We start from the raw sequence: 16,129 nt of genomic DNA, 5'->3' as shown, positions 1-16,129 counted from the left end.
GGTCCACCTCCCGCAAACCAGCATGCCTGACCGATCGGTCAGACCCTGACCGATCGGTCAGAGGAAAGCGGTGGCGTTCACCACACCTCGGCCGGGTTTATCCGGCGTGCTGGGCGTCGTACCTGGTCCGCGCCTCGGCGATGGCGCGGCGGTGTCGCTCGGCCCAGGCGGTCAGCGCCACCAGCGACTCGTACAGCTCCAGCGCCATCGGGGTGGCGGTGTACTCGACCTTCGGCGGAACGGTCGGATAGACCCGGCGGTGCAGCAGGCCGTCCCGTTCCAGGTTGCGCAGCGTCAGGGTGAGCATCCGGCGGCTGATCCCCTCGACGCTCCGCTCCAACTCGGTGAAGCGCACCGGGCCGTGTGAGGCGGACACCAGGATGCTGATGCTCCACTTGCCGCCGACCCGGTCGAGCACCTCGCGGACGGTGCAGGCCCGAGCCTGACCCGGGGTGAACGGCACGTTCTCGGCCGCGCAGGTCACCTCGGCCTCGACCTGCGCGGACACATCGCTGTTCCTCTGGGACATCACAGTGCCTCCTTCCGCTCCGGTTCATGGTCACAGACGATGACCTCGGTAACAAACCGTGCACCAAGGAGGGGTTTCATGGACCGCGTCGTTCCGTCCCGCTGGCCAGCACTGCTCGTGCTCTGTGCCGGCAGCCTGATGATCATCCTGGATGGCACCGTCGTGGCGGTGGCGCTGCCCGCCGTGCAACGCGATCTGGGCTTCGCCGCCGCCGGCCTGGCGTGGGTGGTCAACGCGTACCTGGTCGCGTTCGGCGGGCTGCTGTTGCTCGCCGGCCGACTCGGCGACCTGCTCGGCCGGCGGGGGGTCTTCCTGGCCGGCGTCGCGCTGTTCACAGTGGCCTCGCTGGCCTGCGCGGTCGCCACCGGGCCGGCCCTGCTGGTGACCGCCCGGTTCGGCCAGGGCGTCGGTGGGGCGCTGGCCATGGCGGTCAGCCTCGGCATGATCGTCCGGCTCTATCCCGAACCGGCCGAGCGCGCCCGCGCGATCGCCGTCTTCAGCTTCACCGGAGCGGCCGGCGCGTCGGTCGGCACCGTCGCCGGTGGGGTGCTCACCGACGCGGCCGGGTGGCGGGCGATCTTCCTGGTCAACCTGCCGATCGGGGCGGCCATCCTGCTCGCGGCCGTCCGCCGGCTCCCCGCCGAACGGGGTATCGGCCTGCGGGCCGGCCTGGACCTGCCCGGCGCGCTGCTCGTCACCGCCGGTCTGATGGCCGCCGTGCTGGGCATCGTGGGGACCGCTGAGCACGGCTGGACCAGCCCGCGCACCCTCGGCGCGGTGGCCCTCGCGGCGCTGCTGCTCGGCGGGTTCGTGCTCCGCCAACGGACGGCGGCGACCCCGCTGCTGCCGGGTCGGGTGCTGCGCGTCCCGGGTCTGGTGGCGGCGAACGCCGTGCAGTTCCTCATGGTGTCCGCGTACTTCGGTTTCCAGTTCCTGCTCGCCGTGGAGCTGCAACTGGTGCTCGGGCTGGACGCCGCCGCGACCGGCTGGGCCTTCCTGCCCACCCCGGTGGTGATCGCGGTGGTGTCACTCGGCCTGGCCGGTCGGCTGATCGCCCGCTGCGGTGCCCGGACCGTGCTGCTGGTCGGGCTGGGCCTGGCCACCGTCGGCTTCCTGCTGCTCGCCCGGCTGCCCGCGGACGGCGCCTACCTCGCCGACGTACTCCCGGCGATGTTGACCTTCGGGGTGGCCGGCGGTCTGACCCTGCCGGCCGTCACCACCCTGGCCATGGCGGGCGCGACCGACGCGGACGCCGGGCTCGCGTCCGGCCTGGTCAACACCACCCAGCAGGTCGGCGGCGCGGTCGGTCTGGCCGCGCTGGCCACCCTGGCCGCCGCCCGCACCGACGGACTGCGGGCCGCCGGCTGGGCCGAGACGGCCGCCCTGGCCGCCGGCTACCGGACCGCGTTCGCCGTGGCCGCCGCCCTGGTGGTCGCCGCGTTGCTGGTAGCGATGACGACACTGCCCCGACGCCCAGCCCAGCTCGGACCGGACGCCGACCCGTCGGGGTCGGCCACGGTGGGCGCCGGAATCGGTCCGGACCCGAGCGCCGCGTCCGGTTGACCGACGGCACCGGGACCGCGAAGGTGGTCGGGTGAGCAAGGCTGACGAGACCCGGGACGGCGTGGCCCTGACCAACCTGGACCAGCCGCTGTCCGACCGCGACGACGCGACCAAGCGAGACCTGGTCGACTACCTCGACGCCGTCAGTGGGCGGATCCTGCCGCAGTTGCGGGACCGCCCGCTGTCGGTGATCCGGGTCCGCCCCGGTCAGCCGCCCTTCATGCAGAAGAACCTGCCCCGCTACACCCCGGACTGGGTCCGCCGGGTGCCGGTCTGGGCGGAGGCGTCGCACCGGGAGATCTCGTACGCCCTCTGCGACGACAGGCGCACCCTGCTCTGGTTCGCCAACCAGCGGGCGGTGGAGTACCACCCGACGCTGGCCACCACCGCCGATCCGCACCGGCCGACCCACCTGGTGCTCGACCTGGACCCGCCGGAGGGTGACGGCTTCCGGGCGGCCGTCGCGGCGGCCCTGCTGGTCCGGCAGGCACTCGCCGACGCCGGCCTGGCCGGTGCGGTCAAGACCAGCGGCGCCAAGGGCGTGCACGTGTTCGTCCCGGTGGCCGGCGATCCCACGGCGGAGGAGTTGGCCGCCGCCACCCGGGCGCTCGCCGTCCGCGCCGAGCGGCTCGACCCGGCGCTGGCCACCACCGCCTACATCAAGGAGGACCGGGGTGGCCGGGTCTTCGTGGACGCCACCCGGGCGGGCGGCGCGACGGTGGTGGCGACGTACAGCCCTCGGCTGCGCCCCGGCCTGCCGGTGTCCTTCCCGGTCGACTGGGCCGACCTGACCGAGGTGGCCCCGGCCGACTTCACCATCCGGACCGCGCCGGAGCTGCTCGGCGACGGCGATCCGTGGGCCGCGCTGATGCCGGCCCCGCAGCCGCTCCCGGCCGACCTGGTCGCCGAGGGCCGGACCATCCCGGTGGCCCGGGTGCAGGCCATGCACGAGGGAAAGCGGCGGGCCCGCGCGCGTCGCGAGGTGGGCTGACCGGGATCGCCGGTCGCCGCGCGCGACTGGCGAACGGCGGATTGTCGGTGGGTTGTGGCACGATTTCCCAGGTGAGCAGCAAACCCGACGCGACCCAGCGACTGGGCGACCTCGCGCGGCTGCGCCGGGTCCGCGACCGGATCGACCGGGAGTACGCGCAACCGCTGGACGTCGAGGCGCTCGCGCGGGGCGCGCACATGTCGGCCGGGCACCTGAGCCGCGAGTTCCGGCTCGCCTACGGCGAATCTCCGTACAGCTACCTGATGACGCGGCGGATCGAGCGTGCGATGGCGTTGTTGCGCCGGGGCGACCTGAGCGTCACCGACGTCTGTTTCGCGGTCGGTTGTTCGTCCCTGGGCACCTTCAGCACCCGCTTCACCGAGCTGGTCGGCATGCCGCCCAGCGTCTACCGGCGGCAGGCGGCGCAGGCGGCGGCGGGGCTGCCGTCGTGCGTGGCGAAGCAGGTGACCAGACCGATCAGGAATCGAGAAGCGCAGGTCGCGGAGCCACAACTAGCGTGACGGCCATGGACATCACCATTCACTCGAGCTTCCTTCCGCACACCGACCCGGACGCCTCGCTGGCCTTCTACCGCGACGTCCTCGGCTTCGAGGTCCGCCTCGACGTCGGCTACGGGGGGATGCGCTGGATCACCGTCGGGCCGCCCGGCCAGCCCAGCACCGCCATCGTCCTGCACCCGCCGGCCGCCAACCCGGGCATCACCGACGACGAGCGGCAGACCATCCTTGAGCTGGTGGCCAAGGGCAGCTACTTCGGCGTCAACCTGGCCACCACCGACCTCGACGCCACCTTCGCCAAGCTGGAGGCCACCGACGCCGAGGTCGTCCAGGAGCCGACCGAGCAACCGTACGGCGTCCGGGACTGCGCCTTCCGCGATCCCGCCGGCAATCTGATCCGCATCCAGGAAGTGCGCTGACCGTCCGACCCCGGACAGATGGAGACCTGATGAGCACGGCCACCCCGCCGTCCACCCCGCACGTCGCGGACAGCCACGACCTGATCCGTGTGCAGGGCGCGCGCGTCAACAACCTCCGGGACGTCAGCGTCGAGATCCCGAAGCGCAGGCTGACGGTGTTCACGGGTGTCTCCGGCTCCGGCAAGAGCTCGTTGGTGTTCGGCACCATCGCCGCCGAGTCCCAGCGGATGATCAACGAGACGTACAGCGCGTTCCTGCAGGGCTTCATGCCGACGTTGGCGCGGCCCGAGGTCGACCTGCTGGACGGCCTGACCACGGCGATCATCGTGGACCAGGAGCGGATGGGCGCCAACTCCCGATCCACCGTCGGCACCGCCACCGACGCCAACGCGATGCTGCGCATCCTGTTCAGCCGCCTCGGGCAGCCGCACATCGGCTCGCCCAACGCGTACTCCTTCAACGTCCCCTCGGTGAAGGCCACCGGCGCGATCACCGTCGATCGGGGCGTGGGCAAGACGAAGACCGAGAAGGCGACCTTCACCCGGCTCGGCGGAATGTGCCCGCGTTGCGAGGGCATGGGTTCGATCAACGACATCGACCTGTCGGCGCTGTACGACGACAGCCTCTCGCTCAACGAGGGCGCGATCACGATCCCGGGCTACAGCATGGAGGGCTGGTACGGCCGGATCTTCCGTGGCTGCGGCTACTTCGACCCGGACAAGCCGATCGGCAAGTACACCAAGCGCGAGCAGCACGACCTGCTCCACCGGGAGCCCACCAAGATCAAGATCGACGGGATCAACCTGACGTACGCGGGCCTGATCCCGTCGATCCAGAAGTCCTTCCTCGCCAAGGACATCGACGCGTTGCAACCACACATCCGCGCCTTCGTGGAGCGGGCGGTGACCTTCACGACCTGTCCCGAGTGCGCCGGCACCCGGCTCAGCAAGGAGGCCCGGTCGTCGAAGATCAAGGGAAAGAACATCGCCGACGCCTGCGCGATGCAGATCAGTGATCTCGCCGCCTGGGTCCGCGGGATCAAGGAGCCGTCGGTGACTCCGTTGCTGGCGGGGCTGCAACACCTCCTCGACTCGTTCGAGGAGATCGGCCTGGGTTACCTCTCGCTCGACCGGCCCTCGGGCACCCTGTCCGGCGGCGAGGCCCAGCGCACCAAGATGATCCGTCACCTCGGCTCCTCGCTCACCGACGTCACGTACGTCTTCGACGAGCCGACGATCGGGCTGCACCCGCACGACATCCAGCGGATGAACAAGCTGCTGCTCCAACTGCGCGACAAGGGCAACACGGTCCTGGTCGTGGAGCACAAGCCGGAGGCCATCGCCATCGCCGACCACGTCGTCGACCTCGGCCCCGGCGCCGGCACGGACGGCGGCACCATCTGCTACGCGGGCAGCCTGGACGGCCTGCGCGCCAGCGGCACCAGCACCGGCCGCCACCTCGACGACCGGGCCGCCCTCAAGGAGACGGTACGCACGCCCACCGGCAAGCTGGAGATCCGTGGCGCGACGGCCAACAACCTCCAGGACGTGAACGTCGACGTACCGCTCGGGGTGCTCGTCGTCGTCACCGGTGTCGCCGGCTCGGGTAAGAGCTCGCTCGTGCGCTCCTCGATTCCCGCAGGTGCCGGTGTGGTCTCGATCGACCAGGGTGCGATCCGTGGCTCGCGGCGGAGCAACCCGGCCACCTACACCGGGTTGCTCGACCCGATCCGCAAGGCGTTCGCGAAGGCCAACGGTGTGAAGCCGGCACTGTTCAGCGCCAACTCCGAGGGCGCCTGCCCGAGCTGCAACGGCGCCGGCGTGATCTACACCGACCTGGGGATGATGGCCGGCGTCGCCGCCCCCTGCGAGGACTGCGAGGGCAAGCGGTTCCAGGCCTCGGTGCTGGAATACCGCTTCGGCGGTCGCGACATCAGCGAGGTGCTCGCGATGTCGGTGACCGAGGCCGAGAAGTTCTTCGGCACCGGCGAGGCACGTACGCCTGCCGCGCACGCCATCCTCGACCGGCTCGCCGACGTCGGGCTCGGCTACCTCAGCCTGGGTCAACCGCTCACCACCCTGTCCGGCGGGGAGCGGCAGCGCCTCAAGCTGGCCACCCACATGGCCGAGAAGGGTGGCGTCTACGTCCTCGACGAGCCGACCACCGGCCTGCACCTGGCCGACGTCGAGCAACTGCTCGGCCTGCTCGACCGCCTCGTCGACGCCGGCAAGTCGGTGATCGTCATCGAGCACCACCAGGCGGTCATGGCGCACGCCGACTGGATCATCGACCTCGGCCCCGGGGCCGGCCACGACGGGGGTCGGATCGTCTTCGAGGGCACCCCGGCCGACCTCGTCGCCGGCCGCGCCACCCTCACCGGGGAGCACCTCGCCGCGTACGTCGGGAGCTGAGCGTGGCCCGCCCGCCGGTCCGTCGTTCAGGCGACCGGCGGTCGGGCGCGCTGGGCCGTCGTGCTGGCGAGGACGCCGCAGGTGGCGGTGAGCAGGCCGAGGACGACCGTGCCCGGGTTGACGTATCCGGGCACGGTCGAGGTGACGTACCCGCCGCCACCGCTCAGGCGGCACTCGAAGCGCAGCGGTAGGTAGCTGACGTCGTACCCGTCGACCTGGCTTGCCCGCTGCGGCCCGGCCTCTCGGCACGGTGCGATCGGGAACGAGCCGGCTCCACCATCCTCGGCCCGCAGCACCGCGTAGCCGAGGTGGAGCAGGCCCCAGGCGTACACGCCGACCGTGGCGGCACCGGCGAGGAGCGCCGCCGCCCGCAGCCGACCCGATCCTTCGCCGGCCCGGAACGCCGCGGTGAGCCCGCGAACGGTGAGAACCGTCGCGAGGGCGGCCCCGCCCAACGCGGCGAGCAGCAACCCGAGAAACAGCATGACGCCATTCTTGATCACCTACGCACGTAGGGGCGTCGCCGGGTGCGGGTGGCGGCGGCTCTCCGGCGGTGCGCCCGGGGACTGGCATTCTCAAGCTAATGGTGATAGCTTTTGGCTAACGCGGTTAGCCAACGCGCCAACGGCCACCTGGAGGTAGTCATGACTGAGTTCTTGAACGTCGACGGCGGGACCATCGCCTACGAGGTGACCGGTGCCACCGGACCGCTGGTGGTGCTTGCCCACGGCATGGGCGACAGCCGCGAGGCCTACCGGTTCCTCACTCCCGCCCTGGTGCAGGCCGGCTACCGGGTCGCCGCGATGGATCTGCGCGGCCACGGGGAGTCCAGCGTCGGGTGGGCCTCCTACACCCGTACCGCTCTCGCCGGCGACCTGATCGCCCTGGTCGAGCACCTCGGCGGGCCGGCCATCCTGGTCGGCCACTCCATCGCCGGCGGCGCGGCCACGATCGCCGCGGCGAAGGCCCCGGAGCTGATCACCGCACTCGTCGAACTCGCGCCCTTCACCCGCAAGCAGCAGGTCAATCTCGGTGACATGCGCGTGGCCGCCTACCGGCGCGGCGCGACCGCCCTGATGGGCACGACCATCCTCGGCAGCACCAAGCAGTGGGCCAAGTACCTCGACCTCGCCTACCCCGGCACCAAGCCCGTCGACTGGGACGCCCGCCTGCGACAGATCACCGCGATGCTGCGGCAGCCGGGCCGGATGAAGGTCCTGCAGAAGATGGGCACCATCTCTCCCGTCGACGCCGGTGAGCAACTCGGCAACGTCAGCTGCCCGACGCTGATCGTGCAGGGCGCCCTCGACCCCGACTGGGTCTCACCACAGGCCGAGGGCGAGGCGATCGTCGCCGACCTGCCGACCGGACTGGGCCGGCTGGCGATGATCGACGGTGCCGGGCACTACCCGCACGTCCAGTACCCCCAGCAGACCCTCGCCGTGGTCCTGCCCTTCCTGGCCGGTGTCCGTGCCTAGGGCGGGCCTGGACCCGGGTGCGGTCGTCGCGGCCGGCGCCGCGCTCGCCGACGAGGTCGGCTTCGCCGAGTTGACCATGGCCCGGCTGGCCGAGCGGGTCGGGGTGCGCACCCCGTCGCTGTACAAGCACATCGCCAGCCAGGACGACCTCAACCGACGCATCGCCGCCCTCGCCATCGCCGAGGCCGCCGACGCGATCGGCGCGGCCACCCAGGGCCGCTCCGGGCGGGACGCGCTGGCCGCCGCGGCCCGCGCGCTGCGTGACTTCGTGGTTGCTCACCCCGGCCGGTACGCGGCCACCCTCGGCATCACTCCGACCGGTCCGGACGACCCCATCGTGATCGCGGAGAGGCGGGCGCTCGGACCCTTCGAGGCGGTCCTCCGGGGGTACGACATCGCCCCGCAGGACATTACCCACGCCCTGCGCGCGCTGCGCAGCATGTTCCACGGCTTCGCCACCCTGCAGGCCACCAACGGATTCCAGTGGTCCACCGACATCGACGAGAGCTTCGAATGGCTCATCAACTTCGTCGACCGCGCACTGCGCTGCACCTCAGCCGCCGACCCCGCCGATCACCGGTGAGGCGTTGTCTGGGCCGTTCGGTGGTCAAACCGCGGTGGTGCACAGTCGGCTCACCGTCTGCGTGATCGCCGCCTCCACCTGCTCGGCCGGGCCGGGAAACGTGAGCTGGTGGAAGATGAGGCCGTCCAGGTAGTCGAGGATCGCCGCGCATTCGCTCTCCGGGTCGGTGGAGCCCATCGCGCGCAGCCACTGCGTGCCCCACGTCCGGATCGAGAGGGCCGCCTCCGCGAGTCGCCCCTGCAGTTCCGGGCGCAGTGCGGCCTCGATGAAAAGGCCGTATCGGGCGATGGTCAGGGCGCGCTCCGGGCCGAGGGCACGGTGCACGTAGGCGGCGAGCGCAGCCGCCAGCTCGACCGCGGTGGTGGGGCGGACGAAGCCCGCGATCGCCTGCCAGGTGGCGCGGTCGCGATCGGCGAATCGGTCGGCAACGGCATTGATCAGCATGTCCCGGGTCTTGAAGTAGTTCGCCGTGGAGCCGGTCGGCACGGCGGCGGCCGCGTCGACCGCGCGATGCGTCAACGCCCGTACGCCGTGACTTCCGAGGATGCCGATGGCGGCGTCGAGCAGGTTTTCTTCGCGGGAGGGCACGCCTCCACCTTATTCGGTCCACCACATCCGTAGTTTCAAAACAACAGGTGTTGTAGCGTGGTGAGAATGGAGAGACGTGCGTTGGTCATTGGCGGGGGCATCGGTGGGCTGACGGCGGCGATCGCGCTGCGACGCGCAGGCTGGACGGTCACCGTCCGGGAGCGGGACGAGGGGCTGCCGAGCACTGGCACGGCGCTCGGCATGTGGCCCGTTGCGCTGCGGGCGCTGGACGCGATCGGCGTCGGCGACCTGGTCCGCCGGGACGGCCGACGACAGCAGGCCGGGGTCTTCCTTCGTCCGGACGGTTCCCGCATCGCGACGATCGACGTCGAACGGCTGCACCGGCGCACCGGCGACCACGTCTACCTGTTGTCCCGGCCGGGACTGCTCGCCATCCTGCACGACGCGACGATGGAGGCCGGGGTGGAGCTGCGGGCCGGCGATCCGGTGGACGACGTTACCGAGGTGGGCGACGTCGATCTGGTCGTGGTGGCCGACGGCGTGTTCAGCAAGGCTCGCGAAAAGGTGTTCGGCCCGGCGTACCGGGCACGATTCTCCGGCAGCACGGCGTGGCGCGGAGTGGTGCAGGACATGCCCACCGACACGTTCGTGGAGATGTGGGGCCGGGGCCTCAAGTTCGGCGTGACACCGCAGGAGGGTGGTCGCACCAACTGGTACGCGTCCGCGGCGGCACCGGAGGGCCGGTTCCGCCCGGGCGAGGAACTCGTCGAACTGCGGAGGATGTTCGGCTGGTGGGCGCCCCCGGTCCAGACCGTCCTGGACGCGATCGACGAGTCCGCGGTGCTGCGCCACGACGTGTACGTGACGCCGCCGCTGCCGTCCTTCACGCACGGCACGGTTGCCTTCCTTGGCGACGCCGCGCACGCCATGACACCCGACCTGGGGCGCGGCGCGTGCGAGGCGATCATCGACGCGGTAGCGCTGGCCTCCCACCTGGGCGCGACGCGCGCGGTCGAGCAGGCTCTGCACGAATACGATCGCCGGCGTCGGCCAGCCACCCAGAGGTTGGCTCGCATGGCTGGCCTGGCTGCCCGGATGACTCACCTGCGGCACGCGATACCGGTCCGCGACCAACTCCTGCGCGCGAGCATGGTGGCCGGCCCGCCGGGCGCGTGAGCGCCACCAACAAACCGGTGCCCGGGCTCGGTCGTCGCCCGCATGTTGACCCAACGCAAGAATGCCCCGGCGAAACGGCCGGGGCATTCATGGTCCAAGGTGCCCCCGGCAGGATTCGAACCTGCGCCCCCGCCTCCGGAGGGCGGTGCTCTATCCCCTGAGCTACGGGGGCTCAGCGACTGGAGAAGACTAGCAAACCTCCTCCGCGTACGCCGAATCGGTATCGGGTGAGCCGATCGTGTCGACGACCGGCTCACCCGGTGCTCAGGCGGCCGCGACGGCCCGCCCACAGCTGGGCAGCGGGTGCAGGACGATTCGCCGGGGGAGCCGGCGTGGCCACTCGTTGCGCGGCCAGGAGCCGTCCACGATCAGGTGCACGGTGCGCTGCTCCTCGCCGCTGAGCCGCAGCACGAAGTCGCGGGGGAGCGGCGGGTCCACCGTCGGTGTGGTGATCATGAAGCGCACCCGGCCGCGGGACGAGACGGCGGAGATCACGTCCGCCGCCGGCATGGTGCCGCGCAGCCGGATCCGACCGATCCAGTAGACCTCGGCGAGGTGCTCCTGGGCGGCCCTGGTGATCGCCGGGTACTCACTGCGGACCCAGCGCTCGACCGCGCTGACGCAGAGCCCACAGGCCCGCTCGCGCGGCTCGCGCGGACCCAACCCCCAGGCCCGCAGGTACGCCCCGACCGCCCCGGCGTCCAACGGCAGGTCGAATCGGCGCTGGATGAGCGTGGTGAGGCTCTGCCTCGTCCACAGCTCGTCGTCCAGGCCGAACTCGTCGGGGTGGACGCCCCGCAGTGTGTCGATCAGTTCGAGTTCCTGTTCGCGGCTGAGCATTCCCGGCTCGCTCTGCCGCTGTCCGCGACGGACGGCTGCCACCGCCCCGTCACCGCCGATGGTGTGACGTCGGCACCAACTGGTGACCGAACGCCGTGCGTCTCTGAGTGCAACCCCCACGTCTTGGGCAACGAGCACGAATCGCAACTGGTCACGATATGTGGGGAGAAAAGTCTCGAAGCAACGTAATCGCCTGTCCCGGTCAAATCACCCACAAGGTACTTAGGGGTGCATCAAGGGTCAGAGGTGGTGGTCTGCCCGCTGTGATCGACTCGGGTTCCTGCAGGTCGGGGCGTCCTGGTTGCGAGGACAGCCCGACTTCCGGAAAGGCGAGTCGATCAAGGCGGTGCCGGGGGAGGTGGCCTCGACATGGCGCGGCCCGCGTCACCGCACCGATCGGCGGGAACGCGGGCCGGGTACGCCCGAACCGGTCGGTCAGCCCTTGGCGGCCTGCGCCTGGAGCTGCCGGAGGTTGTTCAGCTCGGTCTGCTGGGTGTTCTTCATCGTCTGTGCCACCCGGACGACCTCGTCGTTGCCGGTCTCGTCGAGCGCCGCGTCGATCATGTGGATGCCGCCCAGGTGATGGTCGTACATCAGGGTCAGGAACTGCCTGTCGACCTCGATGCCCCTGGCGTCCCGCAGGGCGGTCATCTGCTGCGGGGTGGCCATCCCCGGCATCAGGCCGTTCTTGACGGCGGCTCCGTCGGACATCCACGACATCGGCGGCTTCGAACCGGTCGGGCTGAGGCCCCACTCGCGCAGCCAGGTCTGCATGGCGCCGATCTCGCCCTGCTGCCCGGTGGCGATGTCGACGGCGATCTGCCGCACCTCGGGGAGGGTCGCCGACCGGTACGCGATCAGGCTCATCTCCACCGCCTGCGCGTGGTGGGTCGTCATGTCCCGGGCGAAGCCCGCCTCGACCGACGCGTCACCGGGGCGGGTCAACCGGGGGGTGAGCAGGCCACCCGCATAACCGAGGAGCAGCCCCACCACCACCATGACGGCGAGCGCCAGCACGCCGTAACGCGACGCCGGGGCCCGGCCGTCCTCGTCCGGGACGGCCGGGGTGTCGTCGTACTCGCTGTCGGTGGTGGCGGGGGCGGTCATCGGCGTCCTTACTGCTGGGGTTGCTGCTGCTGCGGAAGCTCACGCGGCGTGGTGCCGGTGGCGGTGATGCCCGTGTTGCAGAGCGCCGTCGGGCCCTCGGCGGAGGCGTTCACCCGCAGGTCCTTGATGAACTCGTCGATCCGCGAGTCGTCGGCGTTGTCGAGCTTGAGCTGGTAGCCCCAGGCCTGCAACGAGATCGGCTTGTCCAGGCCCTCGTACGGGCTCATCAGCATCTTCTCGACGCCGCGCACCTTGCCGGCGAGCTTGTCGACCTGGTCCTTGGGCAGGTCGGGGCGGTAGGTGACCCACACCGCGCCGTGCTCCAGGCTGTGCACCGCGTGCTCGTTGGCGATCGGCGCGTCGTAGACGTCGCCCATGCAGTTCTGCCAGGCGGCGTTGTGCACGCCACCCACCGGCGGCGAGTATTTCCAGGTCAGTGGACCCGACTTGTGCGACTCGTACTTCAGGCTCTCGCCGTCGGTCTTGCGGATGTTGACGATGCCGTCGATGGCGTTGGCCCGCTTGTCCCACGGCTTGGAGCCCTGGAACGCCGCGTAGGCGCCGTAGCCGATGATGCCGGCCGCGAGCACGCCCACCGCGACGAAGAGCGCGATCGGCCCCCAGGCGCGGCCCTGGCTCACCTTGACCGGGGTGACCGGTTTGCGCGGGCCCTTGCCGCCGGCCCGGGGGGAGCCGGCCGGCTTACCGGAACCGGCCTTGGCGCCGGGCGCCGGCCGGCCCGCGGCCGGCTTCTTGCCGGTGCTGACCACGGTCGGGCGGCGCTCAGGGCCACCCGGGGTGCTGATGCTCATCGTGCCTCGTCAAGTCGGTCGGTCAGGGGAGTGGCGGGCCGGTAGACGCGCAGGGGAGCCGCCGAGTGCCCGAGTCTACCCCCGATAACATGGCTGGGTGACTCCTGCAGAACTAGCCTCGGTCGTCCTTGCCGCCGCCCACGCCGTCTTCGCGCAGCGTGGGCTCGACCACGCCGCGCTGCCGGCGAGCACGGTGGTGGAGCGACCGCGCAACCCCGAGCACGGCGACTACGCGTCGACGCTCGCGCTGCAGTTGAGCAAGAAGGTGGGGGTCCCGCCCCGGGAACTGGCGACCGCGCTGGCCGACGAACTGGGCCGGACGGCCGGTGTCAAATCGGTGGAAATCGCCGGGCCGGGCTTCCTGAACATCCGGCTCGACGCGGCCGCCGCCGGTCAGCTCGCCCGGGTGATCGTCGAGGCCGGCGCGGAGTACGGCCGCAGCGAGCGACTCGCCGGGGAGAAGATCAACCTGGAGTTCGTCTCGGCCAACCCGACCGGGCCGGTGCACATCGGCGGGGTCCGCTGGGCGGCCGTCGGCGACGCGTTGAGCCGGCTGCTGCGGGCCACCGGCGCCGAGGTCGGCACGGAGTACTACTTCAACGACGCGGGCTCGCAGATCGACAGGTTCGCCCGCTCACTGCTGGCCGCCGCCAAGGGTGAGCCGGCCCCGGAGGACGGCTACGGCGGGGCGTACATCGCCGAGATCGCCGCCGAGGTGCAGGCCCGCCGGCCGGAGGTGCGCTCGCTCGACGACGACGCCGCCCAGGAGATCTTCCGGGTCGAGGGCGTCGCGCTGATGTTCGACGAGATTCGCACCTCGCTGCGCGACTTCGGAGTGGAGTTCGACACCTACTTCAACGAGAAGGACCTGCACGACCGGGGTGAGCTCGACCTGGCGCTGAACCGGCTGCGCGAGCAGGGACACCTCTACGAGTCCGAGGGCGCCACCTGGCTGCGCACCACCGACTTCGGTGACGACAAGGACCGGGTGCTGCGCAAGTCCAACGGCGAGTGGACGTACTTCGCCGCGGACTGCGCCTACTACCTGGACAAGCGCGAGCGCGGCTTCGAGCGCGTCGTGATCATGCTGGGCGCCGACCACCACGGCTACATCGGCCGGATGAAGGCGATGTCCGCCTGCTTCGGTGACGACCCGGACCGCAACCTGGAGATCCTCATCGGGCAGCTGGTCAACCTGCTGCGCGACGGCGCGCCGATGCGGATGAGCAAGCGGGCCGGCACGGTGATCACCCTGGAGGACCTGGTCGAGGCCATCGGCGTGGACGCCTCCCGGTACGCGCTGGCCCGCTACTCCAGCGACTCCCCGATCGACATCGACATCGAGTTGTGGACCAAGGCCAAGAACGACAACCCGGTCTACAAGGTGCAGTACGTGGCTGCCCGGACGGCCGGCGTGGCCCGCAACGCCGCCGAGGTGGGGCTGCTCGCGGGTGACGCCGACGCGTTCCGCCCCGAACTGCTCAGTCACGAGAAGGAGAACAAGCTGCTCAAGGCGCTCGCCCAGTTCCCAGCGGTGGTCGCCACCGCCGCCGAACTGCGCGAGCCGCACCGGGTGGCCCGCTACCTGGAGGAGGACGTCGCGCCGTCCTACCACCGGTTCTACGACGACTGTCGGGTGCTGCCGCGCGGCGACGAGGAGATCACCGACCTGCACCGCGCCCGGCTCTGGCTCAACAACGCCACCCGCACGGTCGTCGCCAACGGCCTCTACCTGCTCGGCGTCTCCGCGCCCGAGAGGATGTGACATGAGGGCTCATGAGGCCGGAGCGCTGCACGCGGACATCAGCGACCGGGGGCCGGCCTGGCTGCGTACCCCGGCGGATGTCAACGCCCTCGTGCCGGCGCTGTGGCCGCGGTCGGTGACGCGCGGCGCGGACGGCGCGGTCGCCGTCGCGGGCCTCAGCGTCCGCGACATCGCGGCCGAGTTCGGCACCCCGGTGTACGTCCTCGACGAGGCCGACCTGCGCTCGCGCTGCCGCGACTTCCGGGCGGCCTTCCCCACCGAGGACGTCTACTACGCGGGCAAGGCGTTCCTCTGCCGGGCGGTGGTCCGGATGATCGCCGAGGAGGGCCTGCACCTGGACGTCTGCACCGGGGGTGAGCTGGCCACCGCGCTCTCGGCCGGGATGCCGCCGGAGCGGATCGGCTTCCACGGCAACAACAAGTCGGTCGCCGAGCTGTCCCGGGCGTTGGACGCCGGAGTGGGACGGATCATCGTCGACTCGTTCACCGAGATCGACCGGCTCACCGCGCTCGCCCGCGAGCGCGGGGTCCGGCCCCGGGTGCTGGTCCGGGTCACGGTCGGCGTGGAGGCGCACACCCACGAGTTCATCGCCACCGCCCACGAGGACCAGAAGTTCGGCTTCTCGCTGGCCGGCGGTGCCGCCGCGACCGCCGCCTTCAAGATCCTCGACGAGGGTGTCCTGGAGTTGCGGGGTCTGCACTCGCACATCGGCTCCCAGATCTTCGACGCCAGCGGCTTCGAGGTCTCGGCCCGCCGGGTGCTCGCCCTCCAGGCGCAGATCCGCGACGCACGCGGGGTGGAGCTGCCCGAGCTGGACCTGGGCGGCGGCTTCGGCATCGCGTACACCACCCAGGACGACCCGGCCACTCCGCAGGACCTGGCCAAGCGCCTGCGCAAGATCGTCGACCTGGAGTGCGCGGCGGAGAACCTGGCCGTGCCGTACCTGTCGATCGAGCCGGGGCGGGCCATCGTCGGCCCGGCCGTGTTCACCCTCTACGAGGTCGGCACGGTCAAGGAGCTCGACGGCATCCGCACGTTCGTCAGCGTCGACGGCGGGATGAGCGACAACATCCGCACGGCGCTCTACGACGCGTCCTACTCGGCGACGTTGGCCTCCCGGGCCTCGACCGCGCAGCCGTTGCTCGCCCGCGTGGTGGGAAAGCACTGTGAGTCAGGGGACATCGTGGTGAAGGATGAATTCCTGCCCGCCGACGTGCAGCCCGGAGATCTTGTCGCAGTGCCCGGCACCGGTGCCTACTGCCGGAGCATGGCCAGCAACTACAACCACGTGCCCCGGCCCCCGGTCGTGGCGGTACGTGACGGCCAGGCGCGCCTGATCGTCCGCCGGGAAACCGAAGAGGACCTGCTGGCATTGGATGTTGGATGAC

General features: G+C 71.1%; 16 protein-coding genes and 1 tRNA gene. 10 read left to right on the top strand and 7 right to left on the bottom strand.

Going from position 1 to position 16,129, the window contains the following annotated elements; genetic code table 11:
• Window positions 1-97 precede the first annotated feature (97 nt).
• Window positions 98-532, bottom strand: a complete 435-nt coding sequence (locus AB0C01_RS20285) for a helix-turn-helix domain-containing protein (protein WP_357571811.1) — start codon at window positions 530-532, stop codon at window positions 98-100.
• Window positions 533-607: 75 nt separating this feature from the next.
• On the opposite strand from AB0C01_RS20285, the gene AB0C01_RS20280 reads away from it, so the two are divergent.
• The 5 genes from AB0C01_RS20280 (at window position 608) to AB0C01_RS20260 (ending at window position 6,431) form a co-directional block, all read left to right on the top strand.
• On the top strand, window positions 608-2,092 hold the full coding sequence (locus tag AB0C01_RS20280) for an MFS transporter (protein WP_357571810.1): 1,485 nt from the start codon (window positions 608-610) through the stop codon (window positions 2,090-2,092).
• Between the two features lie 31 nt (window positions 2,093-2,123).
• Window positions 2,124-3,083 (top strand): ATP-dependent DNA ligase, encoded by a 960-nt coding sequence (locus AB0C01_RS20275; RefSeq protein WP_357571809.1) that lies wholly within the window; start codon window positions 2,124-2,126, stop codon window positions 3,081-3,083.
• 71 nt (window positions 3,084-3,154) lie between these two features.
• Window positions 3,155-3,604 (top strand): helix-turn-helix transcriptional regulator, encoded by a 450-nt coding sequence (locus AB0C01_RS20270; RefSeq protein WP_357246453.1) that lies wholly within the window; start codon window positions 3,155-3,157, stop codon window positions 3,602-3,604.
• A gap of 5 nt (window positions 3,605-3,609) precedes the next feature.
• Entirely contained in the window at window positions 3,610-4,020 is a 411-nt protein-coding gene (locus tag AB0C01_RS20265) for a VOC family protein (protein WP_357246451.1), read from the top strand.
• Between the two features lie 29 nt (window positions 4,021-4,049).
• Entirely contained in the window at window positions 4,050-6,431 is a 2,382-nt protein-coding gene (locus AB0C01_RS20260; RefSeq protein WP_357246448.1) for an excinuclease ABC subunit UvrA, read from the top strand.
• A gap of 26 nt (window positions 6,432-6,457) precedes the next feature.
• Here the strand turns inward: AB0C01_RS20260 and AB0C01_RS20255 are convergent, their stop codons facing one another.
• Complete coding sequence (locus tag AB0C01_RS20255; protein ID WP_357571808.1) at window positions 6,458-6,916, bottom strand: hypothetical protein; 459 nt, start codon at window positions 6,914-6,916, stop codon at window positions 6,458-6,460.
• Between the two features lie 159 nt (window positions 6,917-7,075).
• On the opposite strand from AB0C01_RS20255, the gene AB0C01_RS20250 reads away from it, so the two are divergent.
• Window positions 7,076-7,909 (top strand): alpha/beta hydrolase, encoded by an 834-nt coding sequence (locus tag AB0C01_RS20250; protein WP_357571807.1) that lies wholly within the window; start codon window positions 7,076-7,078, stop codon window positions 7,907-7,909.
• Window positions 7,896-8,492, top strand: coding sequence for a WHG domain-containing protein (locus tag AB0C01_RS20245; RefSeq protein ID WP_357246439.1), 597 nt, complete (start codon window positions 7,896-7,898; stop codon window positions 8,490-8,492). Before AB0C01_RS20250 ends, AB0C01_RS20245 begins: the two co-directional genes overlap by 14 nt.
• A gap of 24 nt (window positions 8,493-8,516) precedes the next feature.
• Here the strand turns inward: AB0C01_RS20245 and AB0C01_RS20240 are convergent, their stop codons facing one another.
• Window positions 8,517-9,080, bottom strand: coding sequence for a TetR/AcrR family transcriptional regulator (locus AB0C01_RS20240; RefSeq protein ID WP_357246436.1), 564 nt, complete (start codon window positions 9,078-9,080; stop codon window positions 8,517-8,519).
• Between the two features lie 66 nt (window positions 9,081-9,146).
• Here AB0C01_RS20240 and AB0C01_RS20235 point away from each other — a divergent pair, with 66 nt between their 5' ends.
• A complete protein-coding gene (locus AB0C01_RS20235; protein ID WP_357571806.1) occupies window positions 9,147-10,217 on the top strand; it encodes an FAD-dependent oxidoreductase in 1,071 nt (356 codons plus the stop codon).
• Window positions 10,218-10,317: 100 nt separating this feature from the next.
• Here the strand turns inward: AB0C01_RS20235 and AB0C01_RS20230 are convergent.
• The 4 genes from AB0C01_RS20230 to AB0C01_RS20215 all read right to left on the bottom strand — a co-directional run bounded on the left by AB0C01_RS20230 (window position 10,318) and on the right by AB0C01_RS20215 (window position 12,976).
• Window positions 10,318-10,389 (bottom strand) — tRNA-Arg (locus AB0C01_RS20230).
• 92 nt (window positions 10,390-10,481) lie between these two features.
• Window positions 10,482-11,177 (bottom strand): winged helix-turn-helix domain-containing protein, encoded by a 696-nt coding sequence (locus AB0C01_RS20225; RefSeq protein WP_357247146.1) that lies wholly within the window; start codon window positions 11,175-11,177, stop codon window positions 10,482-10,484.
• A gap of 315 nt (window positions 11,178-11,492) precedes the next feature.
• Window positions 11,493-12,164: a DUF305 domain-containing protein gene (locus AB0C01_RS20220; RefSeq protein WP_357246430.1), complete on the bottom strand. Its 672-nt coding sequence runs from the start codon at window positions 12,162-12,164 to the stop codon at window positions 11,493-11,495.
• A gap of 8 nt (window positions 12,165-12,172) precedes the next feature.
• Window positions 12,173-12,976 carry a DUF3105 domain-containing protein gene (locus AB0C01_RS20215; RefSeq protein ID WP_357246427.1) on the bottom strand — a complete coding sequence of 268 codons (804 nt, stop codon included), beginning with the start codon at window positions 12,974-12,976 and terminating at the stop codon, window positions 12,173-12,175.
• Between the two features lie 97 nt (window positions 12,977-13,073).
• On the opposite strand from AB0C01_RS20215, the gene argS reads away from it, so the two are divergent.
• Window positions 13,074-14,741 carry an arginine--tRNA ligase gene (gene argS, locus AB0C01_RS20210; protein WP_357571805.1) on the top strand — a complete coding sequence of 556 codons (1,668 nt, stop codon included), beginning with the start codon at window positions 13,074-13,076 and terminating at the stop codon, window positions 14,739-14,741.
• Window position 14,742: 1 nt separating this feature from the next.
• Window positions 14,743-16,128, top strand: coding sequence for a diaminopimelate decarboxylase (gene lysA / locus AB0C01_RS20205; protein ID WP_357571804.1), 1,386 nt, complete (start codon window positions 14,743-14,745; stop codon window positions 16,126-16,128).
• Window position 16,129 lies beyond the last annotated feature (1 nt).

The sequence above is a fragment of the Micromonospora sp. NPDC048905 genome (genome assembly GCF_040649655.1).
Taxonomy (GTDB): domain Bacteria; phylum Actinomycetota; class Actinomycetes; order Mycobacteriales; family Micromonosporaceae; genus Micromonospora.
Note: the sequence above shows the minus strand (reverse complement) of the source record. Positions and strands in the feature narration are given on the sequence as shown.

Excerpts from the sequence above, each read along its gene's own strand:
- AB0C01_RS20280 (WP_357571810.1), top strand. The coding sequence starts at position 608 with ATGGACCGCGTCGTTCCGTCCCGCTGGCCAGCACTGCTCGTGCTCTGT.
- AB0C01_RS20265 (WP_357246451.1), top strand. The coding sequence starts at position 3,610 with ATGGACATCACCATTCACTCGAGCTTCCTTCCGCACACCGACCCGGAC.
- AB0C01_RS20260 (WP_357246448.1), top strand. The coding sequence starts at position 4,050 with ATGAGCACGGCCACCCCGCCGTCCACCCCGCACGTCGCGGACAGCCAC.
- AB0C01_RS20255 (WP_357571808.1), bottom strand. The coding sequence starts at position 6,916 with ATGCTGTTTCTCGGGTTGCTGCTCGCCGCGTTGGGCGGGGCCGCCCTC.
- AB0C01_RS20250 (WP_357571807.1), top strand. The coding sequence starts at position 7,076 with ATGACTGAGTTCTTGAACGTCGACGGCGGGACCATCGCCTACGAGGTG.
- AB0C01_RS20235 (WP_357571806.1), top strand. The coding sequence starts at position 9,147 with ATGGAGAGACGTGCGTTGGTCATTGGCGGGGGCATCGGTGGGCTGACG.
- AB0C01_RS20220 (WP_357246430.1), bottom strand. The coding sequence starts at position 12,164 with ATGACCGCCCCCGCCACCACCGACAGCGAGTACGACGACACCCCGGCC.
- AB0C01_RS20215 (WP_357246427.1), bottom strand. The coding sequence starts at position 12,976 with ATGAGCATCAGCACCCCGGGTGGCCCTGAGCGCCGCCCGACCGTGGTC.
- lysA (WP_357571804.1), top strand. The coding sequence starts at position 14,743 with ATGAGGGCTCATGAGGCCGGAGCGCTGCACGCGGACATCAGCGACCGG.